19 protein-coding genes are annotated in these 23,161 nt (G+C 70.3%); 7 read left to right on the top strand and 12 right to left on the bottom strand.

Annotated features, from left to right (window positions below; translation table 11 throughout):
- Positions 1-7: 7 nt before the first annotated feature.
- Genes CLV67_RS31375 through CLV67_RS31340 form a run of 8 tightly spaced genes read right to left on the bottom strand, consistent with a single transcriptional unit; the run spans position 8 to position 9,333 of the window.
- Entirely contained in the window at positions 8-1,024 is a 1,017-nt protein-coding gene (locus CLV67_RS31375) for a GNAT family N-acetyltransferase (protein WP_106324864.1), read from the bottom strand.
- Positions 1,025-1,046: 22 nt separating this feature from the next.
- A complete protein-coding gene (locus CLV67_RS31370) occupies positions 1,047-2,174 on the bottom strand; it encodes a hypothetical protein (RefSeq protein ID WP_106324862.1) in 1,128 nt (375 codons plus the stop codon).
- The gene (locus CLV67_RS31365; protein WP_106324860.1) at positions 2,171-3,364 is read right to left on the bottom strand and encodes an O-antigen ligase family protein; all 1,194 of its coding nucleotides are present in this window, start codon (positions 3,362-3,364) and stop codon (positions 2,171-2,173) included. The genes CLV67_RS31370 and CLV67_RS31365 overlap by 4 nt, the downstream gene beginning before the upstream one ends.
- On the bottom strand, positions 3,361-4,653 hold the full coding sequence (locus CLV67_RS31360) for a lipopolysaccharide biosynthesis protein (protein WP_239166774.1): 1,293 nt from the start codon (positions 4,651-4,653) through the stop codon (positions 3,361-3,363). Before CLV67_RS31360 ends, CLV67_RS31365 begins: the two co-directional genes overlap by 4 nt.
- Positions 4,646-6,223, bottom strand: a complete 1,578-nt coding sequence (locus tag CLV67_RS31355; protein ID WP_146169359.1) for a tyrosine-protein kinase domain-containing protein — start codon at positions 6,221-6,223, stop codon at positions 4,646-4,648. Before CLV67_RS31355 ends, CLV67_RS31360 begins: the two co-directional genes overlap by 8 nt.
- 17 nt (positions 6,224-6,240) lie before the next feature.
- A complete protein-coding gene (locus CLV67_RS31350) occupies positions 6,241-7,467 on the bottom strand; it encodes a glycosyltransferase family 4 protein (protein WP_106324858.1) in 1,227 nt (408 codons plus the stop codon).
- A gap of 5 nt (positions 7,468-7,472) precedes the next feature.
- The gene (locus CLV67_RS31345) at positions 7,473-8,576 is read right to left on the bottom strand and encodes an aminotransferase class I/II-fold pyridoxal phosphate-dependent enzyme (protein ID WP_106324856.1); all 1,104 of its coding nucleotides are present in this window, start codon (positions 8,574-8,576) and stop codon (positions 7,473-7,475) included.
- On the bottom strand, positions 8,569-9,333 hold the full coding sequence (locus CLV67_RS31340) for a polysaccharide deacetylase family protein (protein WP_106324854.1): 765 nt from the start codon (positions 9,331-9,333) through the stop codon (positions 8,569-8,571). The genes CLV67_RS31345 and CLV67_RS31340 overlap by 8 nt, the downstream gene beginning before the upstream one ends.
- A gap of 227 nt (positions 9,334-9,560) precedes the next feature.
- Here CLV67_RS31340 and CLV67_RS31335 point away from each other — a divergent pair, with 227 nt between their 5' ends.
- From CLV67_RS31335 to CLV67_RS31325, 3 genes are all read left to right on the top strand, one after another.
- Positions 9,561-10,568, top strand: coding sequence for a lipid II:glycine glycyltransferase FemX (locus CLV67_RS31335; protein WP_106324852.1), 1,008 nt, complete (start codon positions 9,561-9,563; stop codon positions 10,566-10,568).
- A gap of 389 nt (positions 10,569-10,957) precedes the next feature.
- Positions 10,958-13,753 carry a S8 family serine peptidase gene (locus tag CLV67_RS31330; protein ID WP_106324850.1) on the top strand — a complete coding sequence of 932 codons (2,796 nt, stop codon included), beginning with the start codon at positions 10,958-10,960 and terminating at the stop codon, positions 13,751-13,753.
- A 136-nt stretch (positions 13,754-13,889) separates the two neighbouring features.
- Complete coding sequence (locus tag CLV67_RS31325; protein ID WP_106324848.1) at positions 13,890-14,642, top strand: ATP-binding protein; 753 nt, start codon at positions 13,890-13,892, stop codon at positions 14,640-14,642.
- A 6-nt stretch (positions 14,643-14,648) separates the two neighbouring features.
- Here the strand turns inward: CLV67_RS31325 and CLV67_RS31320 are convergent, their stop codons facing one another.
- Both CLV67_RS31320 and CLV67_RS31315 read right to left on the bottom strand, forming a co-directional pair.
- Positions 14,649-15,671 (bottom strand): LuxR C-terminal-related transcriptional regulator, encoded by a 1,023-nt coding sequence (locus tag CLV67_RS31320; protein WP_106324846.1) that lies wholly within the window; start codon positions 15,669-15,671, stop codon positions 14,649-14,651.
- A 57-nt stretch (positions 15,672-15,728) separates the two neighbouring features.
- Positions 15,729-16,073: an STAS domain-containing protein gene (locus CLV67_RS31315; RefSeq protein ID WP_106324844.1), complete on the bottom strand. Its 345-nt coding sequence runs from the start codon at positions 16,071-16,073 to the stop codon at positions 15,729-15,731.
- A 321-nt stretch (positions 16,074-16,394) separates the two neighbouring features.
- On the opposite strand from CLV67_RS31315, the gene CLV67_RS31310 reads away from it, so the two are divergent.
- Positions 16,395-16,619: a zinc-ribbon domain-containing protein gene (locus tag CLV67_RS31310; RefSeq protein ID WP_106324842.1), complete on the top strand. Its 225-nt coding sequence runs from the start codon at positions 16,395-16,397 to the stop codon at positions 16,617-16,619.
- A 26-nt stretch (positions 16,620-16,645) separates the two neighbouring features.
- Here the strand turns inward: CLV67_RS31310 and glpK (CLV67_RS31305) are convergent, their stop codons facing one another.
- Both glpK (CLV67_RS31305) and CLV67_RS31300 read right to left on the bottom strand, forming a co-directional pair.
- A complete protein-coding gene (gene glpK / locus CLV67_RS31305; RefSeq protein ID WP_106324840.1) occupies positions 16,646-18,142 on the bottom strand; it encodes a glycerol kinase GlpK in 1,497 nt (498 codons plus the stop codon).
- Positions 18,139-18,891: an IclR family transcriptional regulator gene (locus tag CLV67_RS31300; protein WP_106324838.1), complete on the bottom strand. Its 753-nt coding sequence runs from the start codon at positions 18,889-18,891 to the stop codon at positions 18,139-18,141. Before CLV67_RS31300 ends, glpK (CLV67_RS31305) begins: the two co-directional genes overlap by 4 nt.
- A gap of 217 nt (positions 18,892-19,108) precedes the next feature.
- Between CLV67_RS31300 and CLV67_RS31295 the strand changes: the two genes are divergently transcribed.
- The 3 genes from CLV67_RS31295 to CLV67_RS31285 are packed head-to-tail and all read left to right on the top strand — an operon-like array spanning position 19,109 to position 23,161.
- The gene (locus CLV67_RS31295; RefSeq protein WP_106324836.1) at positions 19,109-19,951 is read left to right on the top strand and encodes an MIP/aquaporin family protein; all 843 of its coding nucleotides are present in this window, start codon (positions 19,109-19,111) and stop codon (positions 19,949-19,951) included.
- On the top strand, positions 19,944-21,461 hold the full coding sequence (gene glpK / locus CLV67_RS31290; RefSeq protein WP_106324834.1) for a glycerol kinase GlpK: 1,518 nt from the start codon (positions 19,944-19,946) through the stop codon (positions 21,459-21,461). The genes CLV67_RS31295 and glpK (CLV67_RS31290) overlap by 8 nt, the downstream gene beginning before the upstream one ends.
- A gap of 2 nt (positions 21,462-21,463) precedes the next feature.
- The gene (locus CLV67_RS31285; protein ID WP_106324832.1) at positions 21,464-23,161 is read left to right on the top strand and encodes a glycerol-3-phosphate dehydrogenase/oxidase; all 1,698 of its coding nucleotides are present in this window, start codon (positions 21,464-21,466) and stop codon (positions 23,159-23,161) included.

The following is a 23,161-nucleotide window of genomic DNA, read 5'->3' as shown; positions in this document are numbered from 1 at the left end:
CGGGCTCCTATCGGTAGGCCGGGAAGGTGGCGGTCAGATCGGCCGGGTCGGCCTCCGGGCGGCGTTCGCGGACCAGCCGCCCGTACGCCTCACGGTCGGCGACGACGCGCCAGGTGTGGAACGCGTGCCGGCTCGGTGAGAACCCGGCCTTGTAGGAGAACAGCGAGTCGTTCGCCCCGCCCTTGCCACCACCCAGGTGGAACACCTCGTCGCCGCGGGACTTGCACCAGCGGCGCACCGAGTCGTAGAGCAACTCGTCGGCGTACCGCTTCGGCGCCCGCCGGGTCGACGACACGTATCCGGTCGCGATCCCGTCGTACGAGAAGAAGGTGTTGCCCCCGACGACCTCACCGTCCTCCAGCGCCACCACCAGGTGCATCTTGTCGCCGACCGCGTCGTGCAGGGCCGCCAGATGCTCTCGGGTGAAGAAGTAGTACGAGGTGGCGCCCACCCGGCGCATGTTGTCGTGGTAGACCTCGACCCACTCGCCGAGCCGGTCCCAGTCGTCGAAGACGATCTCCGTGCCGGCACGTTTGGCCCGGTTGATGTGGTTGCGGTGGTCGGCGCGCGTCTGCTTCCACATCTCGTCCTCGGAGACGGTCAGGTCCATCGACACCGTCTCCCCGTGATGGACGACGACGCCGTGCTCCTTCAGGGCCGGCGACGGCGCCCCGAGAAGCGGGTGCATCCGGATGAAGGCCGAGACGACACCCTGCTCCCGCAGCGTCGCGACGAACGCCGTGCAAGCCTGGTCCCAGAAGGCCGCGTCCTCGCAGGAGCCGACCGGGCCCGGGTAGCCGTACGGCGAGATCGCGTCCCGCAGATCCGAGTCCGGGATGTCCCGCAGGATCAACGGGATCAGCAGCCGCCGCCCGTCGCGCTCGAAGTGGAACGCGGCCGGGGCGCCACCGTAGAGCCGTGCGTCGAGGACGACGTACTCCGGCACGTGGTACATGTCGTGTCCGACGTGCGCGAGCGTCTCCTTCCACTCGCGGGCCGCCGGTTCCAGCAGCGATGCCGTCATGTCGGGTTTCTCCTTCCGGCGTTCACGCCTTCAACAGGCGGGCGTTGAGCGCCATGTTCGCGGCGAACTGATCGTTCACCACCTGGTGTTTCTCCAGTCGCAGTTGGACGGCCGGGTCGTAGCGGCCCAGCTTCACGAAACCGTCGGACCACCAGCCGTTGTCGGTGCCGGTGCCGTCGACGAAAGCCCGATAGGTGGTCCCGCCCGGCCAGACGACCTTGGTGAGCAGGGCCGAGAACGCGGCCATGTCCGAGCCGGACCACCCCTGGCCGCGGTCGTGGGCCTCGACCACATAGGTGACGACCCCGTTGCCGTGGCCGACGTCCTGGCCGGGCTGTTTCGCCGAGCCCCAGACATCGCTCCAGAACCAGGCGGTCGGCTCGGCGGGGTTGCGGCGCAACTGGCCGCGCAACTGGGTGCTGATCTCGTCGACCACCGCGTTGCACCGGGCCTTGCGGGCCTGATCGGCGGTGAGATGGGCGAGGTTCATCGCGATCAGCGCCCAGTGTGCGGCCATGTGGGTCCGCTCGCGGTAGATGTGGCTCTTCGGGCCGCGCGAGTGCCACTTGTCGAAGATGTTCGTCTCGGCGAAGGCGAGCAGCCGGTCGTAGCGGGCCCGATGGCCGGCGTCGGCGAGGTCCTTCATGGCCACGAGCAGATTCGTGCCGTACCGCCAGAGGTAGGACTCGTAGAGCGGGAACTCGTCGCCGCCCCCGCCCGCGCGGCTCGACGCCCAGCCCTGGTAGCGGTCCCGGAACGAACTCCTCGCCAGTGACGCCGACGGCACCGCGGCGGCGATCACGTTCTCCAGGAACGTCAGGCCGCGGTCCAGGTAGCGGGACTGACCGGTGGCCCGGAACATGGCCGTGCACGCGTCGACGTCGTACGCCAGGTCGTAGTGGTCGCGGCTGTCCTTCGAGCGGCTCAGCGGCGTCCCGTTCTGGTACGAGTAGTCCCAGCTCTTCAGGTAGATGCCGGTCCAGTAGGCGACCGGTTTGATCTTCGCGGCCTCCTCGACCGCGGGCGGCGCGGCCGGCAACGGCTGCCGGACCTCCGGGACGTCATCGGCGGCGCGGACGAGGTGCAGACCGGCCGCACCCGCGATCGTGACGCCACCGAGCCCCGCGACCAGCACCGTGCGCCGCCTCATCGGGCCACCGCCAGACTGCGCCGCTCGTGGTCAACCGGCTGGGAGAGCGCCGCCGCGGCGGCCAGGCCCGCGAACATCCACGCCAGCCGGGAGTCGTAGTAGTCGCCGGAGAACAGGCCGCTCAGCGCCACGAAGACGGCCGCCGCAACGGCGAGGCCGGTGAGCTGGGGACGCGCCCCGCCACCGCGGACCACCCGGGTCCACAGCACGATCGAGGCGGTCATCAGGCCGAGCCCGGCCAGCCCGCCCTCGGCGGCGACCGCGAGCACGTAGTTGTGTGGATATTCGACGGCCTGGTTCACCCCGATCAGGCCGTAGAAGCCGTCGAGGCCGGAGCCGGCGACCGGGTAGTCGGCGAACATGCGTACGGCGGCCATCCAGATGTCGGTCCGCCCGGAGAGATATTGTTCCTGCACGGTCTGTTCAACGAACCGTTCCTGGAACAGGTCGGTGAACTCGGGCGGCGCCAGCGCCCAGATGGCGCCCACCGCGACGACCGCCACCACCCCGGCCGCCGCGATCGCCCCGGCGCTGATCCGGTGACGTAGCTTCAACAGGGCGAAGAAGCCGACCACCCCGCCCGCCACCAGCGTGCCCCGCGAGCCCGACAGCACCGTGGCCAGCAGGAACAGTGGGATCACCAGCAGCGGCAGCTTCCGGCCGGTAAGCATGAACAGGGCGATCGCGCTGATCACCCCGAGAACCTCGATGCGGGCGAACACGTTCGGACCGCCGCCGAACGCCGAGTAACGGCCCTGCTCACCGGGGCCGCTGATGAAGATCGCGGCGAGGGCGTAGATGATCGCGGCCACGAAGAACAGCTGGAAGGTGAAGCGGACCACGGTCTCCGGGTCGCCGACCGAGTACTGGTAGAAGGCCAGCACCAGAACGATGAGCAGCACCAGGTCGAGAACCTGCGGGCCGACCCGGGCGGCCGGCGGCGCCCACAACGCCGAGGCGATCTGGAACACGAAGAACAGCACCGCGACGACGAGCCAGCCCTCACCCTCCCGTACCGCCCGATCCCGCTGGACGGTGTCCAGGGCGAGCACGACCAGCGCGACGGCCAGACCGATGACCCGCAGGTCGACCCAGGCCAGCTCCAGCAGCCCGGCCCGGTCCAGGGTGTACCGCCCGCCGATCGCGACGACGATCAGCAGCAGGCCGGGGGCGAGGAAGGCGCGTTTCACCGGCGGCCCGCTATCCTGCTCGCCACGATCGCGAAGATCAGGCACGCGCCGTAACCGGCCAGCGAACCGTAGGCGGCACCGAGGATCCCCAGGCGCGGGATCAGTGCCACGTAGACCACGAAGCTCACCGCGAAGCCGGTGATCTCGGCGGCCGAGACGAGCCCGCCGTGACCCTTGGCGATCAGCAGTCCGAGACTGATCCGGGATACCGCGTACAGGCCGGCCGCCACCACCAGCGGCAGGACCACCACCTTGGCGTCCGCGTACTCGTGCCCGAACAGCGGCTCGATCAGCAGATACAGGCCACCGGCCACGAGCGGGACCACGACCAGCACGTAGAGGGCCGCGAACACCACGATCGGCGCCGCCTTGAGTCCGCCGTCGTTGTGCGAGGCCCGCCACCGGCCCAGACGCGAGTCGGCGTACGCCCGGACCGGCCACGCCAGCAGTTCGGTCATGGTGGCGACCGACGTGTAGTGGCCCAGCGCGGCGGTCGACGCCAGCGCGGGGATGACCAGGCGGTCCACCCGCAGCATGGCCATGTTGGACAGCGCCGCGGGAAAGAGCGACAGACCCTCCCGGCGTACGAGACGGTTCTGTTCCGGATCCAGCGGGGTGCTTCCCGCCACGACCGGCAGCCGCAGCCAGATGAACAGGTAGATCACCGTCGGCGTGGCCCCGGCGATCAGGTAGGCCAGGAACCACGTCTCCGGGTGGCTGGCGCCGGTCACGTACAGGCCGACCAGCATGACCAGCAGCAGTAGCGCCTCGATCACCCGGGCCAGCAGGAAGTCCCGGACCCGGCCCACCGCGATCGCGATCGACCGGGTGGCCAGACTGGTCGCCTCGATCAGCGCGAACCAGGCGAGCATCGCCACGATGAGCGGGCCCGGCGTGAGGCGGGACGGGGCGGCCACCTGCCAGATCACCGCTCCGGCCATGAAGAACACGCACGGTACGGCCAGCAGGCGGGCGTAGGCACGGACCGCCGGCGCGGGTGAGACGTTGTGGTATGCGGCGACGAAGCTGCGTTCGGTGCCGAGCAGCAGCAGCTGGGTGGCCAGGTACACCACCTGCAGCAGCAGCGCGACCTCACCGCGATGCGTCGGGCTCAGCGACCGGACCATCAGGATGTTGGCGGCCATCGCGACGGCGCCGGTCAGCACCTGCGAGGCGAGCAGCTGAACGCTCGGCTCGCGCAGCACCTTACCGGCCAGGGCGACCGGGTCGCGCGAGCGTGGCGGACCTGCCTCACCGGCCTCCGGGCTCTCGACTCGCAGCTCACTCACCGCGTCGCTGCTCCTCGTTCGTGGCCGGGGCCGGGTCGTCGCTGTCCGCAGCCGCGGCCGAACGCTGCGACGGGACCTCGGGCTTCTCATCGGTGGAGGACGAGGAGGCGGCGGACTCGATCTCGGGATCCACCACCCGGGCCCGGCCGCGTGCCGTGCCGACCACCGGCAGCGACACGAACGTGTCGTCCAGCCGCGGCGACTGTGTCGGATCCAGGCCGAAGACCAGGTCGGGACTGTCCGCCCCGGTGCCCACCCCGGCCGGGGCGTGCCACGAACCGTTCGCCGGCAGCTTGCGCGGCAGCGCGTTGAGCACCGCACCGGCCAGCTTCGCCCCGACCCGCTGGAGCAGGTCGATCGACTTCTCCACGTCCGCGGTCCTGGTCCGCCCGGCGCGCACCACCAGCAGGGCGCTGTCGGTGACCTGCCCGAGCACGGCCGCGTCGGCCGTACCCTGCAGGGCCGGCCCGTCGACCAGCACGATGTCGTAGCGCTCGGTCAGCGTCCGCACGGTCGCGCCCAGCCGGGGCGAGGCGAGCAGCTCACCCGGGTCCGGCGCATGCTCGCCCGCCGGCAGCACGGTCACCCGGCCGCCCAGCGAGTTCTGCAGCACGTCCGGCACCTTCGCGGTTCCGGCCAGCACCTCAGCCAGGCCGGGGGAGCTGTCCAGCGACAGGTACCGCCCGATGCCCGGCGTCCGCATGTTGGCGTCGACCAGCACCACCCGCGCCCCCGTCTCGGCCATCGCGATGGCCAGGCCGCAGGTGACGGCCGTGGTGCCTTCCTTGCGGATCGCACCGGTCAGCAGCAGCGACCGGCCGCGGCCGGACCGGATGGTGGCCTGCGGATCGGCGAGAACCGGAAGCAGGCTGCGCAGGCGCCGGAACGCCTCGGCCAGCGCCTGATCGGCGTGTCCGGAGCGTGTCCGGCCACCGATGGCGATCGTCCCGACCGCGTTCAGGCCGAGCCGGCGCAGGTCGTCCTCCTCGGCGACCGTACTGGCTCCGGCCTCGCGGGCCGCGATGGCGATCGCACCGATCAGCAGCCCCAGCACCGCGGCGAAACCGGCGTTGCGGGCCAGATTGTCCGGTTCCTCGACGGTGACCGCGTCCTGCACGATCGACACCGTCGTGGCGGGGCCCGCGTCGGGGTCGGCCGGGGTGCCGATCTGCCGGGCCAGGCCGACGAGCACGGCCGCGGCGGTGGTGACGATCTGCCGGCTGCGCTCGGCGTCCGCGTCGGTGGCCGAGATCTCCAGCAGGTCGGTGCCCTCGCGGATCTGCGCTCCGAGGCTCTTCTGCACCTGTGCGGGCGTGACCTCCGGGCCCATCCGGTCAACCACGGCCTGTGCCACCCGTGGACCGGTCAGCAGCGCGATGTACGAGTTGAGCCGTCGTGCCCCGGCGTCCGGATCCCCGGTGCCGGAACTCACGAACAGCACCATGGACGACTTGTGGCCCGGCGAGCCGGCCAGGGTCAGGCCGCCCGCGATCATGGCAGCGACCAGCACCGGCACCACGAGCCAGGGCCATCGCCGCCGGCAGGCCCGCACGTACGCACGCAGTTCCACAGTTCCCCCGAATCGGATCAGGAATTGGCGGGTTCGAGACGCGCCGACCGGTTCAGCACGGTCTCGAACTTCTCGAAGAGCAGGTCGCGGGAGAACTGCTCCACGGCCAGTCGGTGCGCGGCGTCCCGGGCCCGCTTCAGCCATAGGTCGTCGCGCAGGTGCCGGGCCAGCTCGGACCCGGCGGACTCGGTGTCGGACGGGTCCAGCACCAGGCCGGCGCCGGTCTCGCGGAGCAGGTCGGCCTGCCAGCCGCCGTAGTTGATGGCGATCGGCCGGGACGCGGCCAGCGCGTCGAAGAACTTGTTCGCCGAGTTGTCCCAGAGGCCCCGGATCGGCCGGACCGTGCTGCTCGACATGGTGGCGGCGCCGAGGATGGTCGGCAGCTCCGACTTGGGAACCTTCTCCCACATGTGCACTACCGAGCCGAGCAGGCCGAGCTGCGCGGCGAGCTCCTTGGTCGGCTCCCACTCCTTGCCGTGACCGACGATCAGCAACCGCAGGTCAGGGTCGAGTTTCGTGGCCGTGTGGATGGCCCGGACCAGGTACTCCACACCGTTCACCACGCCCAGCGCGCCGGTGTAGACGATCATCGGCCGGTCACCGAGCCAGTCGTGCGAGGCCCGGAAGCGGCGTACGTCCTCCGGGTCGACGCGGAACAGGTCCAGGTCTGCGGCGTTCGGGATGACGGTGGTCGGTGTGCCCGGCCGCCGCGCGACGACGCCGTCCGCCATGCCGGGGGACAGGGCGATCACCTCCGAGGCGTTGCGGTAGGCGAAGTTCGCCAGCCCGCCGGCCACCTTCCGCAGCACCGGGTTGCGTAGCGCGCCCATCTCGATCGGCACCTCGGGCCACAGGTCGCGGACCTCGAAGACGAACGGCACCCGGCGCAGCTTCGCGGCGATCACCCCGGGCACCGCCACGGTCAGCGGAGTGCTGGTGGCGAACACCAGGTCGGCCCGCAGCTTCGCCGCCTTCGCGGCGGCGAGCACCATGAACTCGGCGAAGGCGCGAAGGCGGCGGGCATAGGACATGTTGTTGTTGTACGGAACACGGAACCAGTGGACGGTCACGCCGTCCTCGACCGTCGTGGTCCAGCCGAGCTGCCGTACCCCCGGGGTGATGTCGGTGGTGATCACGTCGACCGTGTGCCCGCGTGCGACCAGCCGGCGTGCCTGCTCGTACGAGCGGATGCCCCCGGCCATGCCGGGATTGCAGTAGTACTGGTGGATGTAGACGATGCGCATGCGTCTCAGCCCTCCCGAATCGCGTCCACGACGCGTTTCCGGTCGTGTTCGGTCAGAGCGGATCCGCTGGGCAGGCACAGCCCGCGGCGGAACAGGTCGGCGGAGACACCGCCGCCGCGGGTCACGCAGTCCTGGAAGACCGGTTGCAGGTGCATCGGCTTCCACGCGGGCCGGGCCTCGATGTTGCGCGCGTTGAGCGTGGTGAGCAGCCGGTCCCGGTCGTCGGCGTCCACGAGGGCGCAGGTCAGCCAGTAGTTGGGGACGCCGTACCCGGCGATCGGCATGAACTCGAACTCCGGCAGCTCCCGCCGGTAGTACTCGAAGGTCGCCTTCCGGGCGGCGATCATCTGCTCCAGGCGCTGCACCTGCCCCCGGCCGACGGCGGCGAGCAGGTTGCTGAGCCGGTAGTTGTAGCCGATCGCGCGGTGCTCGTAGTGCGCGACCGGCTCGCGGGCCTGGGTGGACAGGTGTTTGGCCTGTTTGGCGACCCGCCCGTCGTCGGTGACGAGCATGCCGCCGCCACCGCTGGTGATGATCTTGTTGCCGTTGAAGGAAAGCACCCCGGCCAGCCCGAACGATCCGGCCGGCTGGTTCCGGTAGGTGGCGCCCAGAGCCTCGGCGGCGTCCTCGATCAGCGGTACGCCGTAGCGGTCGCACGCCTCCAGCAGCGGGTCGTAGTCGGCGCACTGGCCGTACATGTCCACGGCGATCACCGCGCGTGGCAGCGTCCCGCGCCCGGCCCGGACCCGCAGCTCCTCGGCGACCAGCTCCGGGTCGACGTTCCAGCTGTCCGGTGTGGAGTCGACGAACACCGGCCGCGCGCCCAGGTAGACCACCGCGTTCGCGGTCGCCGCGAAGGTGAACGACGGCACGAGCACCGTGTCGCCGCGGCGCACCCCGGCCGCGATCAGTGCCAGGTGCAGTGCCGCCGTGCCGCTGCTCAGCGCCACCGCGTGCCGCACGCCGACCAGCTCGGCCACCTGCTCCTCGAAAGCGTCCAGGTCGGGGCCGACCGGGGCCACCCAGTTCGAGTCGAAGGCGTCCAGGAGCAGCTTGCGTTCCAGGTCGCCGACGTCGGGCGGGGAGAGGTAGATGCGCGTGTCAGTCATGGACGCGGGTCCTCACAGCCATGATCGGCCAGGCCGGATGGAGTCCCTGCCGGTGGATGAACATCGCGGAGTGACCCGGGTGCATGGCCGGCCGCAGCGTCGTGGCGAAGCTGCGGTACCCGGCGTCACGCGCGATCCCGACGTCCCGGTCGCCGAAGTCGACGGCCGGATGCCCGTACGGCGCCGCGAAGTCCTTGATCTCGACGCCGAGTTCGTCCTCGATCTCCCGCTTGGACTCGACGAACTCCCTGGTCGCCGCTGCGTCGTCCTGATCGGCGAGCCGGTGGTGGGTGACCGTGTGCGACCCGAAGTCGAAGCCGGCCGCCAGCAGATCACGACAGTCCTGCCAGGTCATGTTGCCCGGCTGCCCGACCATCCCGGAGGTCAGGAAGAACATCGCCGGGACCTTCAACTCGAGCAGTACGGGAGCGGCGACCTCGAGCCAGGTGGGGTGGGCGTCGTCGAAGGACAGGCAGAACACCGGCCCGGTCAGCGGTTTCGTGCCGGACAGCACGGCCAGTGCGTCGTCCCAGGAGATCATCGGCCCGATCCGCTGCAGGGCTCGCAGGTGGCGGCGCAGGTCATTCGCGTACTCCGGCGGGACGTCGTGGTAGAAGGGGCAGTAGAGGCCGGGTGCGCTCGGCAGCCGGCGCCGTAGTCCGGCCGAGGCCAGGATCCGTCCCTGCAGCCGGGGCCGTGCGCGCAGGCGGCTGCGCAGCCCCAGCTCGTTCAGGCGTCGTCTGATCGCCGTCTGCATGCGATCGGCACCCTCCCGCTTGTCCGACAGGTCGCGGCCATGGGGCAGTGCCCCGCGGCTCTCACCAACCATTGCAAATGCGTGACGGGCGCGGCAGTAGCAATTGTCATAAGGAACGCGAGTATTATTCGCGTCAATTAAGAATAGCCCGATCGGCTCCTTGCGGAATGAACTTATGGTTGAGCATCATCAGGCTCGCCGGGCCATAATTCGATCGGGGACCCCTCATGTTGCGACTGCACCGGGTGCAGCCTGACGCCGCCCTCTGGGCAGACCGGGCGACCTACCCGGATCGGCTGATCTTCCACACTCCCGAGTGGCTCCGATTCGTCGCCGAGAGCCAGCGCGCCGAGCCGCTGCTCGCCACGGTCACCGACGCGGGTCAGGTCGTCGGCCACTACACCGGCCTGCTGAGCAGGCGCTTCGGCATGCGGATCCTGGGCAGTCCGATGGCCGGCTGGACCACGTCCTACCTGGGGTTCAACCTGCGCCCGGACGTCCCCCGGCGCGCGGCGTTGTCCGCCCTGATGCCGTTCGCCTTCGGCGAGGCCGGCGCCGCCCACCTCGAGATCCGCGACCGCGGCCTGACCGCCGCCGATCTGGGCGGCCTGGGGCTCCGCTGGGACGAGGCTCCCACCGCGGTGATCTCATTGATTCCGAGCGAGGAAGATCTCTTCGGCGCGATGGCAAGTGCGTGCCGCAGAAACATCCGCAAGGCCGCGAAGTCGGGCGTCACCGTCGAGGAGGTGAGCGCCACTCCCGCATTCGCCGACGAATTCTACGATCAATTGCGGGACGTATTCGCCAAACAGAATCTGGTACCGACGTATTCCGTGGAAAGAGTTCGGTCGTTGATCCGTCACCTCGGACCGGCCGGCCGGGTGTTACTGCTGCGGGCTCGCGACCCCGAGGGCCGCTGCATCGCCACCGCGGTTCTCCCCTGGTACCACCGCACGATGTACTTCTGGGGCGGCGCCAGCTACCGCGAACACCAGAACCTGAGACCCAACGAAACCCTCATCTGGTACGCGCTGCGCTGGGCACGCTCGCGCGGCGTGACCGAATTCGACTTCGTCGGCGGCAACTCTTACAAATCCAAGTACGGCACCACCGAGGTCCCCGTGCCTTGGGCGCGCCGCTCCCGATCGCCGCTGGTGGCCCACCTCCGCGACGCCGCCAAGCAGGGGTTCGCCCTCAAGCAGCGAACCGTGGCCCGCTTGACGGCCGTCCGCTGACCGCCGTGTGCCTGCCGGCTGGCTCATCACAGATCTTGTGAGCTTCTGCCGCCGGGGCCATCGCAACCTCACAACATCGTGGCGATGTGGCGTACGGCTGACGAGCTTGGCGTGAAGGATTGTGAAAGAGGCGCAAATTCTTGCTTAGAGTGTGCGTCATATTCCGGGTCGTGATTTTCGTCATTCGTGCGCGCCGGCAGTGGATCGCTGACTGATGAATGTCATTTGAGGTGCTTCTGGCTGGTGTTTCACTGTAGGGGACGCGATTTTGACATCGACCTGAAACAGTCTGAAAATTTTGCAAGAACTTGCAAGGCTATCCGGTTGGTCAATAGGGTTCGGGCGCACTTCGTTCCCGGCGGAGTGCGTCACCGACCGGAGGAAGACCCATGACGAAGGACCGGCGCGGCCCGAGCCCGGACCCCGGCAGATCCCGAACGAGGCGGGTGTTCGGCGCCGCCCTGACCGTCCTCGCGCTGTCAGTGTCCACATTGGCCGGTATGCCCGCCGCCCACGCGCAGGACCCGGCCGATCCCAAGATCGACGAAGCGGTCGCCGCAGCCGTCAAGGGCGGACGGGAAGCCTCCTTCTGGGTGCTGCTACGCGACCGCCCCGACCTGACCCCGGCCGCGAAGGTGAAGGGAAAGGCCCGTGCCGGAGCCGTCCACCGCGCCGCGACCGACAGCGCCGACCGCAGCCAGCGAGGCCTCCGCAAGCTGCTGACCAGCCGCAAGGCGAAGTTCGACACGTACTGGATCGCCGACACCGTGCACGTCACCGGCGACGCGGAACTGCTCGCCGAGGTGGCGGCCCGCCCCGAGGTCAAGGCCGTCCTGCCGGACACCCCGGTCACGCTTCCGGCACCGGTCGCAGGCAGGGTGCAGGCGACCGTCGACGCCGTCGAGTGGAACGTCGACCGGATCGGCGCGCCCCGCGTCTGGGACGAGCGTGACGTCCGTGGCCAGGGCGTGGTCGTCGCGAACATCGACACCGGTGTGCAGTTCGACCATCCGGCGCTCGCCGCGAACTATCGCGGGCGGCAGGCCGATGGCGGCTTCTTGCACGACTACAACTGGTTCGATCCGACCGGAGTGTGCGCCGGCGGGCTCCCGTGCGACAACAACGGCCACGGCACGCACACGATGGGCACGATGGCCGGGTCGGGTGGCATCGGCGTCGCACCGGGAGTCACGTGGATCGCCGCGAAGGGCTGCGAGACCAACTCGTGCTCGGTGGCGGCCCTGCTCGCGGCCGGTCAATGGATCGTCGCACCGACCGACCGCAACGGGCGGAACCCGCGGCCCGACCTGGCGCCGGACGTCGTGAACAACTCGTGGGGCAGCGCGGCGAACTTCGACCCGTGGTACTCCGACGTGATCCGGTCCTGGGTGGCCGCCGGCATCTTCCCGGCGTTCTCCAACGGCAACACCGGTCCCGGCTGCAACACGGCGGGCACGCCCGGTTCCTACACCGGCACCTACGCGTCCGGCGCGACCGACTCGAACGACCGGATCGCCTCGTTCTCCAGCCGCGGCACCGGTCAGGACGGCGGCGTCAAACCGGATCTCACGGCGCCCGGCGTGGACATCCGGTCGAGCGTCCCGGGCGGCGGGTTCGCCTCCAACAGCGGCACGTCGATGGCCTCGCCGCACACCGCGGCCACGGTCGCGCTGATCTGGTCGGCGGCACCGTCGCTGCGCCGGGACATCGCCGCGACCAGAGACGTCCTGGACGAGACGGCGATCGACACGGACGACACCAGCTGCGGCGGTACGGCGAGCGACAACAACGTGTTCGGGCAGGGCCGGCTCGACGCGTACGCGGCGGTGCGACTCGCGGTGAGCCCGTCCGGAAGTCTGACCGGGACCGTGCGCGCGAACGGCGTACCCCTCGGTGGGGTTGATGTCGCCCTCACCGGAACGGCGTCGCGCACCGTGACCACCGCAGCCGACGGCGCGTATCGATTCGGCCGGTTGCCGGCCGGGAGCTACCGGATCCGGGTGGCCCCGTTCGGCTACGACGCGTTCGAAGCGGACGTGACGATCGCGGCGAGTGAATCCGCCGAACTCGACCCGGCTCTCACCAGCAGGGCGTCGGGTGTGCTGTCCGGCGTGGTCAGCGGTGCCGGATCACCACTGGAGGGTGTCACGATCGGACTGACCGGAACGCCGGCGACGGTCACCACCGGTGCCGACGGGCGTTTCCGGCTGGCCGCACCGCACGGCGCCTACGAACTCACCGTCCGCCCGCTCGGGGGCTGCTTCGCATCCGAGACCCGATCACTCACCGTCAGCGGCGACGTCGCCCTCGACCTTCCGCTGCGGCAGATCGAGGATGCGTACGGCTACCGTTGCGCCCCCGCCGCCGAGCCCTACCGGGCCGGCACCGAGAAGTTGCCGATCACCGGCGACGACGCGGTGACCGAGGTGACGCTGCCGTTCGCGGTCCCGCTCTACGGCGTCGCCCGCAACCGTGCCTGGATCAGCACCAACGGTGTGATCGGGCTCGGCGACATCGAGATCCTCTACCAGAACACGGCTCTGCCGGACGCCGCCGAGCCGAACCACGCGTTCTACGCGCTCTGGGACGACCTGGTCGTCGACGAGCTGGCCGGCATCTACACGGCCGCCGACGCGGACACGTTCGTGGTCGAGTGGCGCAACGTGCGTTTCTTCGGCTACGCCGGGCGGATCTCGGTGAGCGTCGTCCTGCACGCCGACGGCACCGTCACCTACCGATACCGGGGCCTGTCCGGTGAGCGGTCGTCCGGGCTCGGGGCCACGATCGGCGTGGAGAACCCGGCGGGAACGGCCGGTCTCGCGTACTCCGTCGATGCCGCCTCGCTGCGGGAGGGGACCGGGGTGACCTTCCGGGCGAACCCGGTGAACCGCGTCGCGGCGACCTTCAACGTCACCGCCGAGACCTGGTGGGGACAGCAGGTCCTCGTCGTCGGCAACCTTCCCGAGCTGGGCGGATGGGATCCGGCACGGGCCGTGGCGCTCGACGCGGCCGGCTATCCGGTGTGGTCGGGCGGCCTCAGCCTGCCGCCGGACACCGCGGTGGAGTTCAAGTACGTCAAGAGGGATCCGGACGGGACGGTGACCTGGGAACCGGGTGCCAACCGCACCACGATCACCCCGCCGGCCGGGCAGTTCATCACCCACGACACGTTCGGTCCGCACTGATCGATCCGATCATCCGGTACGGCACGTCCCGTCACCCGGCGGGGCGTGCCACACCAGCCGGTGATTGGCGTCCGCCGCGACCCGGATATACGGTCACCGGAAGGACTCCGGAGATACTCGGTGAGGCGGTCGGGGGATGGCCGGCCCATCCGTGACAGCGGTGGTGGACGACGAGACCTGGGTCGTCGAGTTCACAGTGCGCGGTTCCTGGGGCCGTCCACTCTGGCTCGCCGCCTTCAACCTGCTCAACAAGTGCCTGGCCCACCATCCGGCCGGTCTGTTGCTCGACCTGCGCGGACTGCTCGATCCGGGCGCGATCAGCGCGCCGCTCTGGCTCACCGCCGCGACCCACGGCCTGCGGATGGAACCGGCCGTCGGCGTCGCCGCCTGCGTGCCCGCCCGGACCGACCTGGCCGTCCGGCTCGGCGGGGTGATCGCCGGGCAGCTGGTGCCCGCCTTTCCGACCGTCCCGCTCGCCCGGTCGTTCCTGACCAGCCACCGGCCCCGGATGGACCGGGTACGCCTGCACCTGCCCCCGGACACGGCCGCCGCCGCCCGTGCCCGGTACATGGTCACCGCGGCCTGCGAGGAGTGGGGAATGGGATCGCTCGTACCGCGGGCCCGGCTGGTCGTCTCGGAGCTGGTGGTGAACGCCGCCGAGCACGCCGGCACCCCGATCGACGTGCTGATCTCCCGCCGGGGTCAGGGCGCCTACCTGCACCTGGCCGTCCTCGACGGCTCACGTGACCACCCGGTGATCCGTGCCGGGGCGGTCGACCCGCTCACCGAACGCGGGTACGGACTGCACATCGTCGACGCCGCGGTGCAGGGGTGGGGAGCTCTGCCCACCCACCACGGCAAGATGGTGTGGGCGCTGCTCAAGGCGTGACCGGTGTCAGGGGCGGAGCAGCCCGGCCGGGACGTAGAGGCCCTGCCGGTCGGCACGCACCGCCGCCGCGGTCCGCGACTCGGCCCCCATCTTCAGCATGATGTGCTCCAGATGCCCGACCGCCGTCCGGGAGGTGATCCGCAGCTCGCTCGCGATCGACGCGTTGCTGCGTCCCTCCACCAGCAGACCCAGCACCTGCAGTTCCCGGCGGGTCAGGCCGTACGTCTCCGGCGGCGAACCCAGCAGCACCATGGCTCGATGGTGACCGGGCGGCTCCGGCGGGCAGGGCAGGGCCGTCACCTGCAGCAGGGCCGGCCGTCCCGGCGGGTCCTCGCCCGGAACCAGGAACCGCGCCCAGCTGCGCCCCGGTGTCAGCAGCGAACCGATCAGCCGCAGCGCGGCCGGCTCCACACCGAACGCCCGGGTGCCCGGAAGGCCCGGTAGTTCCTCGGTGCGTCCCGCCCGGGTCAGCACCACACCGGCGCGGGCTTCGTGCACCATCCCGGCCAGCGTGAGCAGGGTGCGCATCGGATCGACCACGTGCGCGATCAGCGGGGTGAGCATGACCAGCAGGTCGAGATCCTCGTCGGCGAGCGGCACCGGGGACTCGGCGTGCGCGCCGAGCATGCCCACGTATCGCCCGTCCGCGGTGACCAGCGGCATCGAGACGCCCTCGGCGAGCCCGGCCGGTTCGAAGTAGTCCACCCAGGCGGCCAGTTCGGACACCGGGACCGGGGAGTCGAACACCCGGATCGGGCGGCCGCCGCGATGCATGCCGACCCGCTCCACCTGGGCCATGAACGCCGGGCTGGTCAGATAGCGCCGTAGTTGCGGCCGGTGGCCCGGTGCCGCGACCGGTTCCTGCAGCCAGCGTTCCGGATCGAGCAGGCTGAGCCACGCCGCGTCGTGGCGCAGCACCGGGCGCAGTGCTTCGATCAGCGCCTCCGCCCGCTGCCGGACACCGACCGGCAACGCCGCGATCCGCAGGATCTCGGCAGTGATACGCCCGCTGCCGGGAGGTAGACCCACCCGTCCATCATGGCCGTTGCGGCGCCTCCGGCGAAACGCTCCGGGCGGGTAGGCCGATCAGCCGGTACAGGTCGCCGCTCCGGCCGGGTAGCCGAGGAACGTCTCGAGCCCGCACAGCCCGAGGATCATGTCGAACGACGGGTGGGCGGCGACGATCTGCACCCGCTCCGGGCCGGCCGCCACTCCCAGCGCCTGCAGTGCACGCAATCCGGCGTGGTCGCAGAAACCCACGCCGGTCAAATCCAGCCGGATCAGCTTCGCCCCGTCGTCGAGGAGCCCGGCCAGCTGCCGCAGCGTTGGCGCCGCGGTCCGGATGTCCAGCTCACCGACGACCCGGACCAGCAGCTCCCCGGGCCCGGTCCGCCGCGCGGTGACGGTGACGTCTTCCTGATGGTCTCGCACGCGCCCTCCTGCACCAGTTCGGTACCGCGGTCGACGCTACTCAGCGGCACCGTGCGTGTGCATCGGAAGAAACTCCCACCCGTCCCGGCGATCAGGTCGCCGCCAGCAGCTTCCGGATGGAATCCGCGTCCGCAGGGGTACCCGCCGGGACACCGTGGGCGCCGGTTCTCGGCCGGCGGCCCCGCGTCGTCGCCAGCGATCGGCAGCGCCGAAGGGTCGGTGGCCGCGGCCGGGCGGGGACGTGTTCGTGAACGGCGGCAAGTTCGGGTTGCCGATGGGTAAGACCATCATGGGAGCCACCGGTGAGCGAGGGAGTCGGCAATGTTTTTCCTGTTCGGGTTGCGGAGCAAGGACCACGTGATCGGCACACGGGTCATGACGTGCGAGATCTGCCGCTGGGAGGCGCCGCAGCAGATCGTGCGGCGCAGTACGAAGTTCACGCTCTTCTTCGTGCCGCTGTTCCCGGTCAAACCGGCCAGTCACTACATGGTCTGCGGCCACTGCCTCGGCTTCCGCAGGGCGGATCCGCGCCTGATCGCCGCCTGAGGCATCGCGCGCCACCGGACGGGCGGTCAGGCCGGCTGGATCCAGTCGAAGGTCCGTTCCACCGCGCGGCGCCAGTTGGCGTACTCGGCGGAGCGGACCGCCGGGTCCATGGCGGGCATCCACTGGCCGGCGATGTGCCAGTTGCTGCGCAGGCCGTCGAGGTCGGGCCAGTAACCGACGGCCAGGCCGGCCGCGTATGCCGCGCCCAGCGACACCGTCTCGACGGCCAGCGGGCGGACCAGCGGCACGTCGAGGACGTCGGCGATCATCTGCATGAGCAGGTTGTCCGCGGTCATCCCGCCGTCGACCTTCAGCGTGGTCAGGGCGAGACCCGAGTTGGCGTTCATCGCGTCGACGACCTCGCGGGTCTGCCAGGCGGTCGCCTCGAGCACCGCACGGGCCAGATGACCCTTGGTGATGTACGAGGTGAGGCCCACGATGACGCCGCGTGCCTCACTGCGCCAGTAGGGCGCGTAGAGACCGGAGAAGGCGGGCACGATGTAGCAGCCGCCGTTGTCGGCGACGGTCCGGGCCAGGGTCTCGATCTCGGGCGCGCTGGAGATCAGCTCCAGCTGGTCGCGGAACCACTGGACCAGGGAGCCGGTGATCGCTATCGAACCTTCGAGGGCGTACGCGGCCGGCGCGCCCGCGATCTGGTAGGCGACCGTGCTGAGCAGGCCGTTCTCCGGGCGGACCAACTCGGTGCCGGTGTTGAGCAGCAGGAAACTGCCGGTCCCGTACGTGCACTTCGCCTCGCCGGGGGTGAAGCAGGTCTGCCCGAACAGGGCCGCCTGCTGATCGCCGAGCGCGGCGCCGATCCGTACCCCCGGAAAACCTTGCGACGCCGTGCCGAAGCCGCCGATGGAAGGCCGGACCGCCGGCAGCATCGCGCGGGGTATGCCGAAGAAGTCGAGGGCCCGCGGTGACCAGTCGAGTGACCGGACGTCGAGGAGCATGGTGCGGCTGGCGTTGGTCACGTCGGTGACGTGCTGAGCGCGGCCGGTCAGGTTCCAGATCAGCCAGGTCTCCATCGTGCCGCAGATGACCTCGCCGCGTTCGGCGCGTTCGCGCAGGCCGGGGGTGTTGTCGAGCATCCACCGCAGCCGGGGCCCGGAGAAGTACGTCGCCAGCGGCAAACCCGAGATTTCGGAAATGTTCGAAGCTCCCGGCCGGGAGGCGAGCGCGTGGACCAGGCTGTCGGTCCGCGTGTCCTGCCAGATGATGGCCCTGCTGACCGGAATGCCGGTGAGCCGGTCCCAGATGACCGTGGTCTCCCGCTGATTGGCGATTCCCACCGCCGCGACCTGATCAAGAGAGATACCCGCCCGCGACAGAACCCGGGGAGCGAGCCGCTCCACGTTGCGCCAGATCTCCATGGCGTCGTGCTCCACCCAGCCGGGCCGGGGGAAGTGCTGCTTGTGCTCCTGCTGCGCGAGCGAGACGAGCTGTCCGCGCCGGTCGAAGACGATGCACCGGGTGGAGGTGGTGCCCTGGTCGATCGCGACGACGTATTTGTCGGTCACCGGGTGGCCCCCAGATCCCGGGAGATCGCGCGGGCCGCGTCGCGCACGTACGCCACCAGCGGGGCGCGCGGCCGGTAGCGGCTGTCGCAGATCCGCTCGACCGGGCCGGAGATCCCGATCGCGCCGACGACCAGGCCGCCGTAGCCGCGGATCGGCGCCGCCACGGCGGCCTGACCGAGCAGGAACTCCTCGATCTCACTCGCCCAGCCGGCGTCGCGTACCCCCTCCAGGGCGGTGGCGAGCGCGCGCGGATCGGTGAGGGTGAGCCGGGTGAACGGCTCCAGGTCCGGCACCGGCCCGCCGGCCCGGTAGGCGAGCAGCACCTTGCCGAGCGCCGTGGCGTGCAGTGGCAGCAGCGCGCCCACGTCGAGGGTCTGGAAGGTGTCGTCCGGCCGGAACACGTGGTGGACGACAAGCACGCGCCCTTCGAGGACGGTGCCGATCCGGACCGCCTCGCCGCTGCGCGCGGCCAGCGGGTCGGCCCAGTTGATCGACCGGGACCGCAGTTCGTTGATGTCGAGGTAGCTGGTGCCCAGGTGCAGCAGGGCACCGCCGAGCTGATAGTGCCCGGAGACCCGGTCCTGCTCGACGAACCCGACCAGCTGCAGGGTGCGCAGAATGCCGTGCGTGGTGCCCTTCGCCAGGTCCAGCGTGCGGGCGATCTCGGTGAGCCCGAGCCGGCCCGGCCCACCGGCGAGCGTCCGCAGAATCGCGGCCGCTCGCTCGATCGCCTGCACCGTGCCGGGCATGTTTCGGACTCTATGCCACCGCGTGACGACTCGCCGTAATCGAGGGTTGTTCGCGACCTACATGGACCGTCGCAAGACCCAAAGCGGACCCGCCAGGTCTCCACCGTCGCGAACGACCCTCGCCGATGTTCGACAATGCCGACCGGTGTTCATTGCCCCCCACCGGACCTCTCCCTAGCGTCCGAGGCAACTGGAGGCGACGAAGCCTGGAGGGAGCATGGCCACACGATTCAAGACACCTGGACTCGTCGGGGAGCTTGCAGCGGAGTTCGCCGGCACGATGATCCTGATTCTGTTCGGCGTGGGGGTGGTGGCGCAGGTCGCCGCGGCCGGCATCGGGGACCACGACAGCATCGCCTGGGCCTGGGGCCTGGGTGTGACACTCGGCGTCTACGTCGCGGCGCGGGTCAGCGGCGCGCACCTCAATCCGGCGGTGACGATCGCGCTCGCCGTCTTCAAGGGGTTCTCCTGGCGGAAGGTGGCCCCGTACTCGATCGCCCAGTTCCTCGGCGCGTTCGTCGCCGCGCTGATCGTGCGCTGGAACTACACCGAGGTCCTGCACGCCGCCGACCCCGGTCTGACGATCAAGACGCAGGGCGTGTTCTCGACGCTGCCGGGCAACGGCACGCTCCCGGTCGGTGAGTGGGGCGCCTTCCGGGACCAGATCATCGGTACGGCGATCCTGCTCTTCGTGATCCTGGCGCTGACCGACATGGCCAACACCGCCCCCGCCGCCAACCTCGGACCGGTGGTGATCGGCCTGCTCGTGGTGGCGATCGGCATGGCCTGGGGAACCAACGCCGGTTACGCGATCAACCCGGCCCGCGACTTCGGACCGCGCCTGGCCAGCTTCCTGACCGGCTACGGGGGAGCGTTCCGCGACCAGACGGGGTATCTCTACTTCTGGATCCCGATAGTCGCGCCCGTCATCGGTGGCATCGTGGGCGCCGGGTTGTATCAGACTCTGATCGGACGTTTCCTGCCGTCGGCCGAGGAGCCGGAGGTCGGACGCGTACCGACACCGAGGGACGAGGCAGAAGTGGAGGCGACCCGTGGCTGACTTCGTGGGCGCAGTGGATCAGGGGACCACCAGCACCCGTTTCATGATCTTCGACCATGGCGGCAACGAGGTGGCCCGGCACCAGCTGGAGCACGAGCAGATCCTGCCGCAGGCCGGCTGGGTCGAGCACAACCCCATCGAGATCTGGGACCGGACCGTCACGGTCGTGCGGACCGCCATGCAGAAGGCGAACCTGAGCGCCTCGGACCTCGCGGCGGTGGGCATCACCAACCAGCGCGAGACCACGGTCGTCTGGGACCGGCGGACCGGCCGGCCGTACTACAACGCGATCGTGTGGCAGGACACCCGTACCGACCGCATCGCCTCTGCTCTTGATCGTGACGAGCGTGGCCAGACGATTCGCCGCAAGGCGGGACTGCCGCCCGCGACCTACTTCTCCGGCGGCAAGATCCAGTGGATTCTGGAGAACGTCGACGGGGTCCGCGAGGCGGCCGAGCGTGGTGACGCGCTCTTCGGCAACACCGACAGCTGGCTGCTGTGGAACATCACCGGCGGCAAGGAGGGCGGTAATCACGTCACGGACGTGACCAACGCCAGCCGCACCATGCTGATGAATCTGGAGACGCTCGACTGGGACGACGAGTTGCTGTCGTTCTTCGGCATCCCGCGGCAGATGCTGCCGCAGATCCGGCCGTCGTCGGATCCGAACGGCTACGGCGTCGCGCATGTCAGCGGCCCGCTCGGCGGGGACGTCCCGCTCACCGGCGACCTCGGCGACCAGCAGGCGGCCACGGTCGGCCAGGTCTGCTTCAGCCCCGGCGAGGCCAAGAACACCTACGGGACCGGCAACTTCATGCTGCTGAACACCGGCACGAACCTGGTGCGCTCGGAGAACGGCCTGCTCACCACGGTCTGCTACAAGTTCGGCGACGCGGCCCCGGTCTACGCCCTGGAGGGCTCGATCGCGGTCACCGGCTCGGCCGTGCAGTGGCTGCGCGACCAGCTGCACATCATCAACTCGGCCGCCGAGAGCGAGTCGCTGGCAGCGCAGGTCCCGGACAGCGGGGGCGTCTACTTCGTACCGGCGTTCTCCGGCCTGTTCGCGCCCTACTGGCGTTCCGACGCCCGCGGCGCGATCGTCGGCCTGTCCCGGTTCAACACCGGCGCGCACATCGCCCGCGCCACCCTCGAGGCGATCTGCTACCAGACCCGCGACGTGGTCGACGCCATGGCGCAGGACTCCGGCGTGACCCTGGACGTGCTCAAGGTCGACGGCGGCATCACCGTGAACAACCTGTGCATGCAGATCCAGGCCGACGTGCTCGGTGTGCCGGTCAGCCGGCCGGTGGTCGCCGAGACGACCGCTCTGGGCGCCGCGTACGCGGCCGGTCTCGCGGTCGGTTTCTGGAAGAACACCGACGAGCTGCGGGAGAACTGGAACGAATCGCAGCGCTGGCAGCCGGCCTGGTCCGCCGAACAGCGTGAGAACGGCTTCGGGCGGTGGAAGAAGGCGGTGCAGCGAACCCTCGACTGGGTGGACGTGGACTGATCATGACTGCTCTTTCTCCTACCTACCGGGACGCTGCCCTGCACGCACTGTCGACGCGGGAGGTCGACGTCCTGGTGATCGGCGGGGGAGTGGTGGGGGCGGGTTGCGCGCTCGACGCGGTCACACGGGGACTCACCGTGGGACTCGTCGAGGCGCGTGACCTGGCCTCCGGCACCTCGAGCCGGTCCAGCAAGCTCATACACGGGGGCCTGCGCTATCTGGAGATGCTGGACTTCGGGCTGGTGCGCGAGGCGCTGCGGGAGCGTGGACTCATCCTGCAGCGCCTCGCACCGCATCTGGCCCGGCCGGTCCGGTTCCTCTACCCGCTCAAGCATCGCGGCTGGGAGCGGCTCTACGCCGGCGCGGGCGTCACCCTCTACGACACATTGGCCCGGTCGGGGGCCCTGCCCCGGCACCGGCACCTGACCCGCCGGGGCGCGCTCCGGGCCTGCCCGGCGCTGCGGAAGGACTCGCTGGTCGGCGCGTTGCAGTACTACGACGCGCAGGTCGACGACGCCCGGCACACCATGTTCCTGGCCAGGACCGCGGCGTCCTACGGGGCCCATGTCGCGACGCGGGCCGAGGTGGTCGGCTTCCTCCGTGAGGGCGAGAGGGTCACCGGCGTACGGGTGCACGACCTCGAACACGACCGGACGTACGAGATCCGCGCCCAGCAGGTGGTCAACGCGTCCGGGGTGTGGACCGACGACACCCAGTCGCTGGTCGGTGAGCGCGGCCAGTTCCACGTCCGCGCCTCCAAGGGCATCCACCTGGTCGTGCCCCGCGACCGGATCCAGTCGTCGACCGGACTGATCCTGCGGACCGCGTCGAGCGTCCTGTTCGTCATCCCGTGGGGCCGGCACTGGATCGTCGGCACCACCGACACCGACTGGCGGCTCGACAAGGCGCACCCGGCGGCGTCCAGCAAGGACATCGACTACCTGCTCGCCGAGGTGAACAAGGTCCTCGCCACGCCACTGGACCGGGCCGACGTGGAGGGCGTCTATGCGGGGCTGCGGCCACTGCTGTTCGGCGAGTCCGAGTCGACGTCGCAGCTGTCCCGGGAGCATTCGGTGGGCAGCCCGGTGCCGGGGCTGGTCGTGGTCGCGGGCGGTAAGTACACGACGTACCGGGTGATGGCGAAGGACGCGATCGACGCCTGCGTGCACAGCCTGGCCCGCAGTGTGCCGCGGTCGGTCACCGACAGGATTCCGCTGCTCGGGGCGGACGGCTATCCCGCGCTGTGGAACCGGCGGGGCATCCTGGCCGCCGAGTCGGGACTGCACGTGGCCCGGGTGGAGCACCTGCTCGGCCGGTACGGGTCGCTCACCCTCGAACTGCTCGACCTGATCCGCGACGATCCGGACCTGGGCCGGCCGATCGAGGGCGCCGACGACTATCTGCGGGCCGAGTTCGTCTACGCGGCCGCTGCCGAGGGCGCCCGGCACCTGGTCGACGTGCTGACCAGGCGGACCCGCATCTCGATCGAGACGTTCGACCGGGGTGTGGTCGCGGCCCCGCACGCCGCCGAGCTGATCGCCAGGGTGCTGGGCTGGACGCCGGAGCAGCGCGACCGGGAGGTGGAGCACTACCGCCTGCGCGTGAAGGCGGAACGGGCCTCGCAGGAACAGCAGGACGACGAGACGGCCGACGCGGCCCGCCTCGGTGCTCCGGACGTGGTCCCGGTGCGCGTCAGGTGA

It is taken from the genome of Actinoplanes italicus (assembly GCF_003001815.1).
In the GTDB taxonomy this organism is placed as follows: domain Bacteria; phylum Actinomycetota; class Actinomycetes; order Mycobacteriales; family Micromonosporaceae; genus Actinoplanes; species Actinoplanes italicus.
The sequence above is the reverse complement of the archived record's forward strand: the minus strand, read 5'-3'. Positions and strand labels throughout refer to the sequence as shown.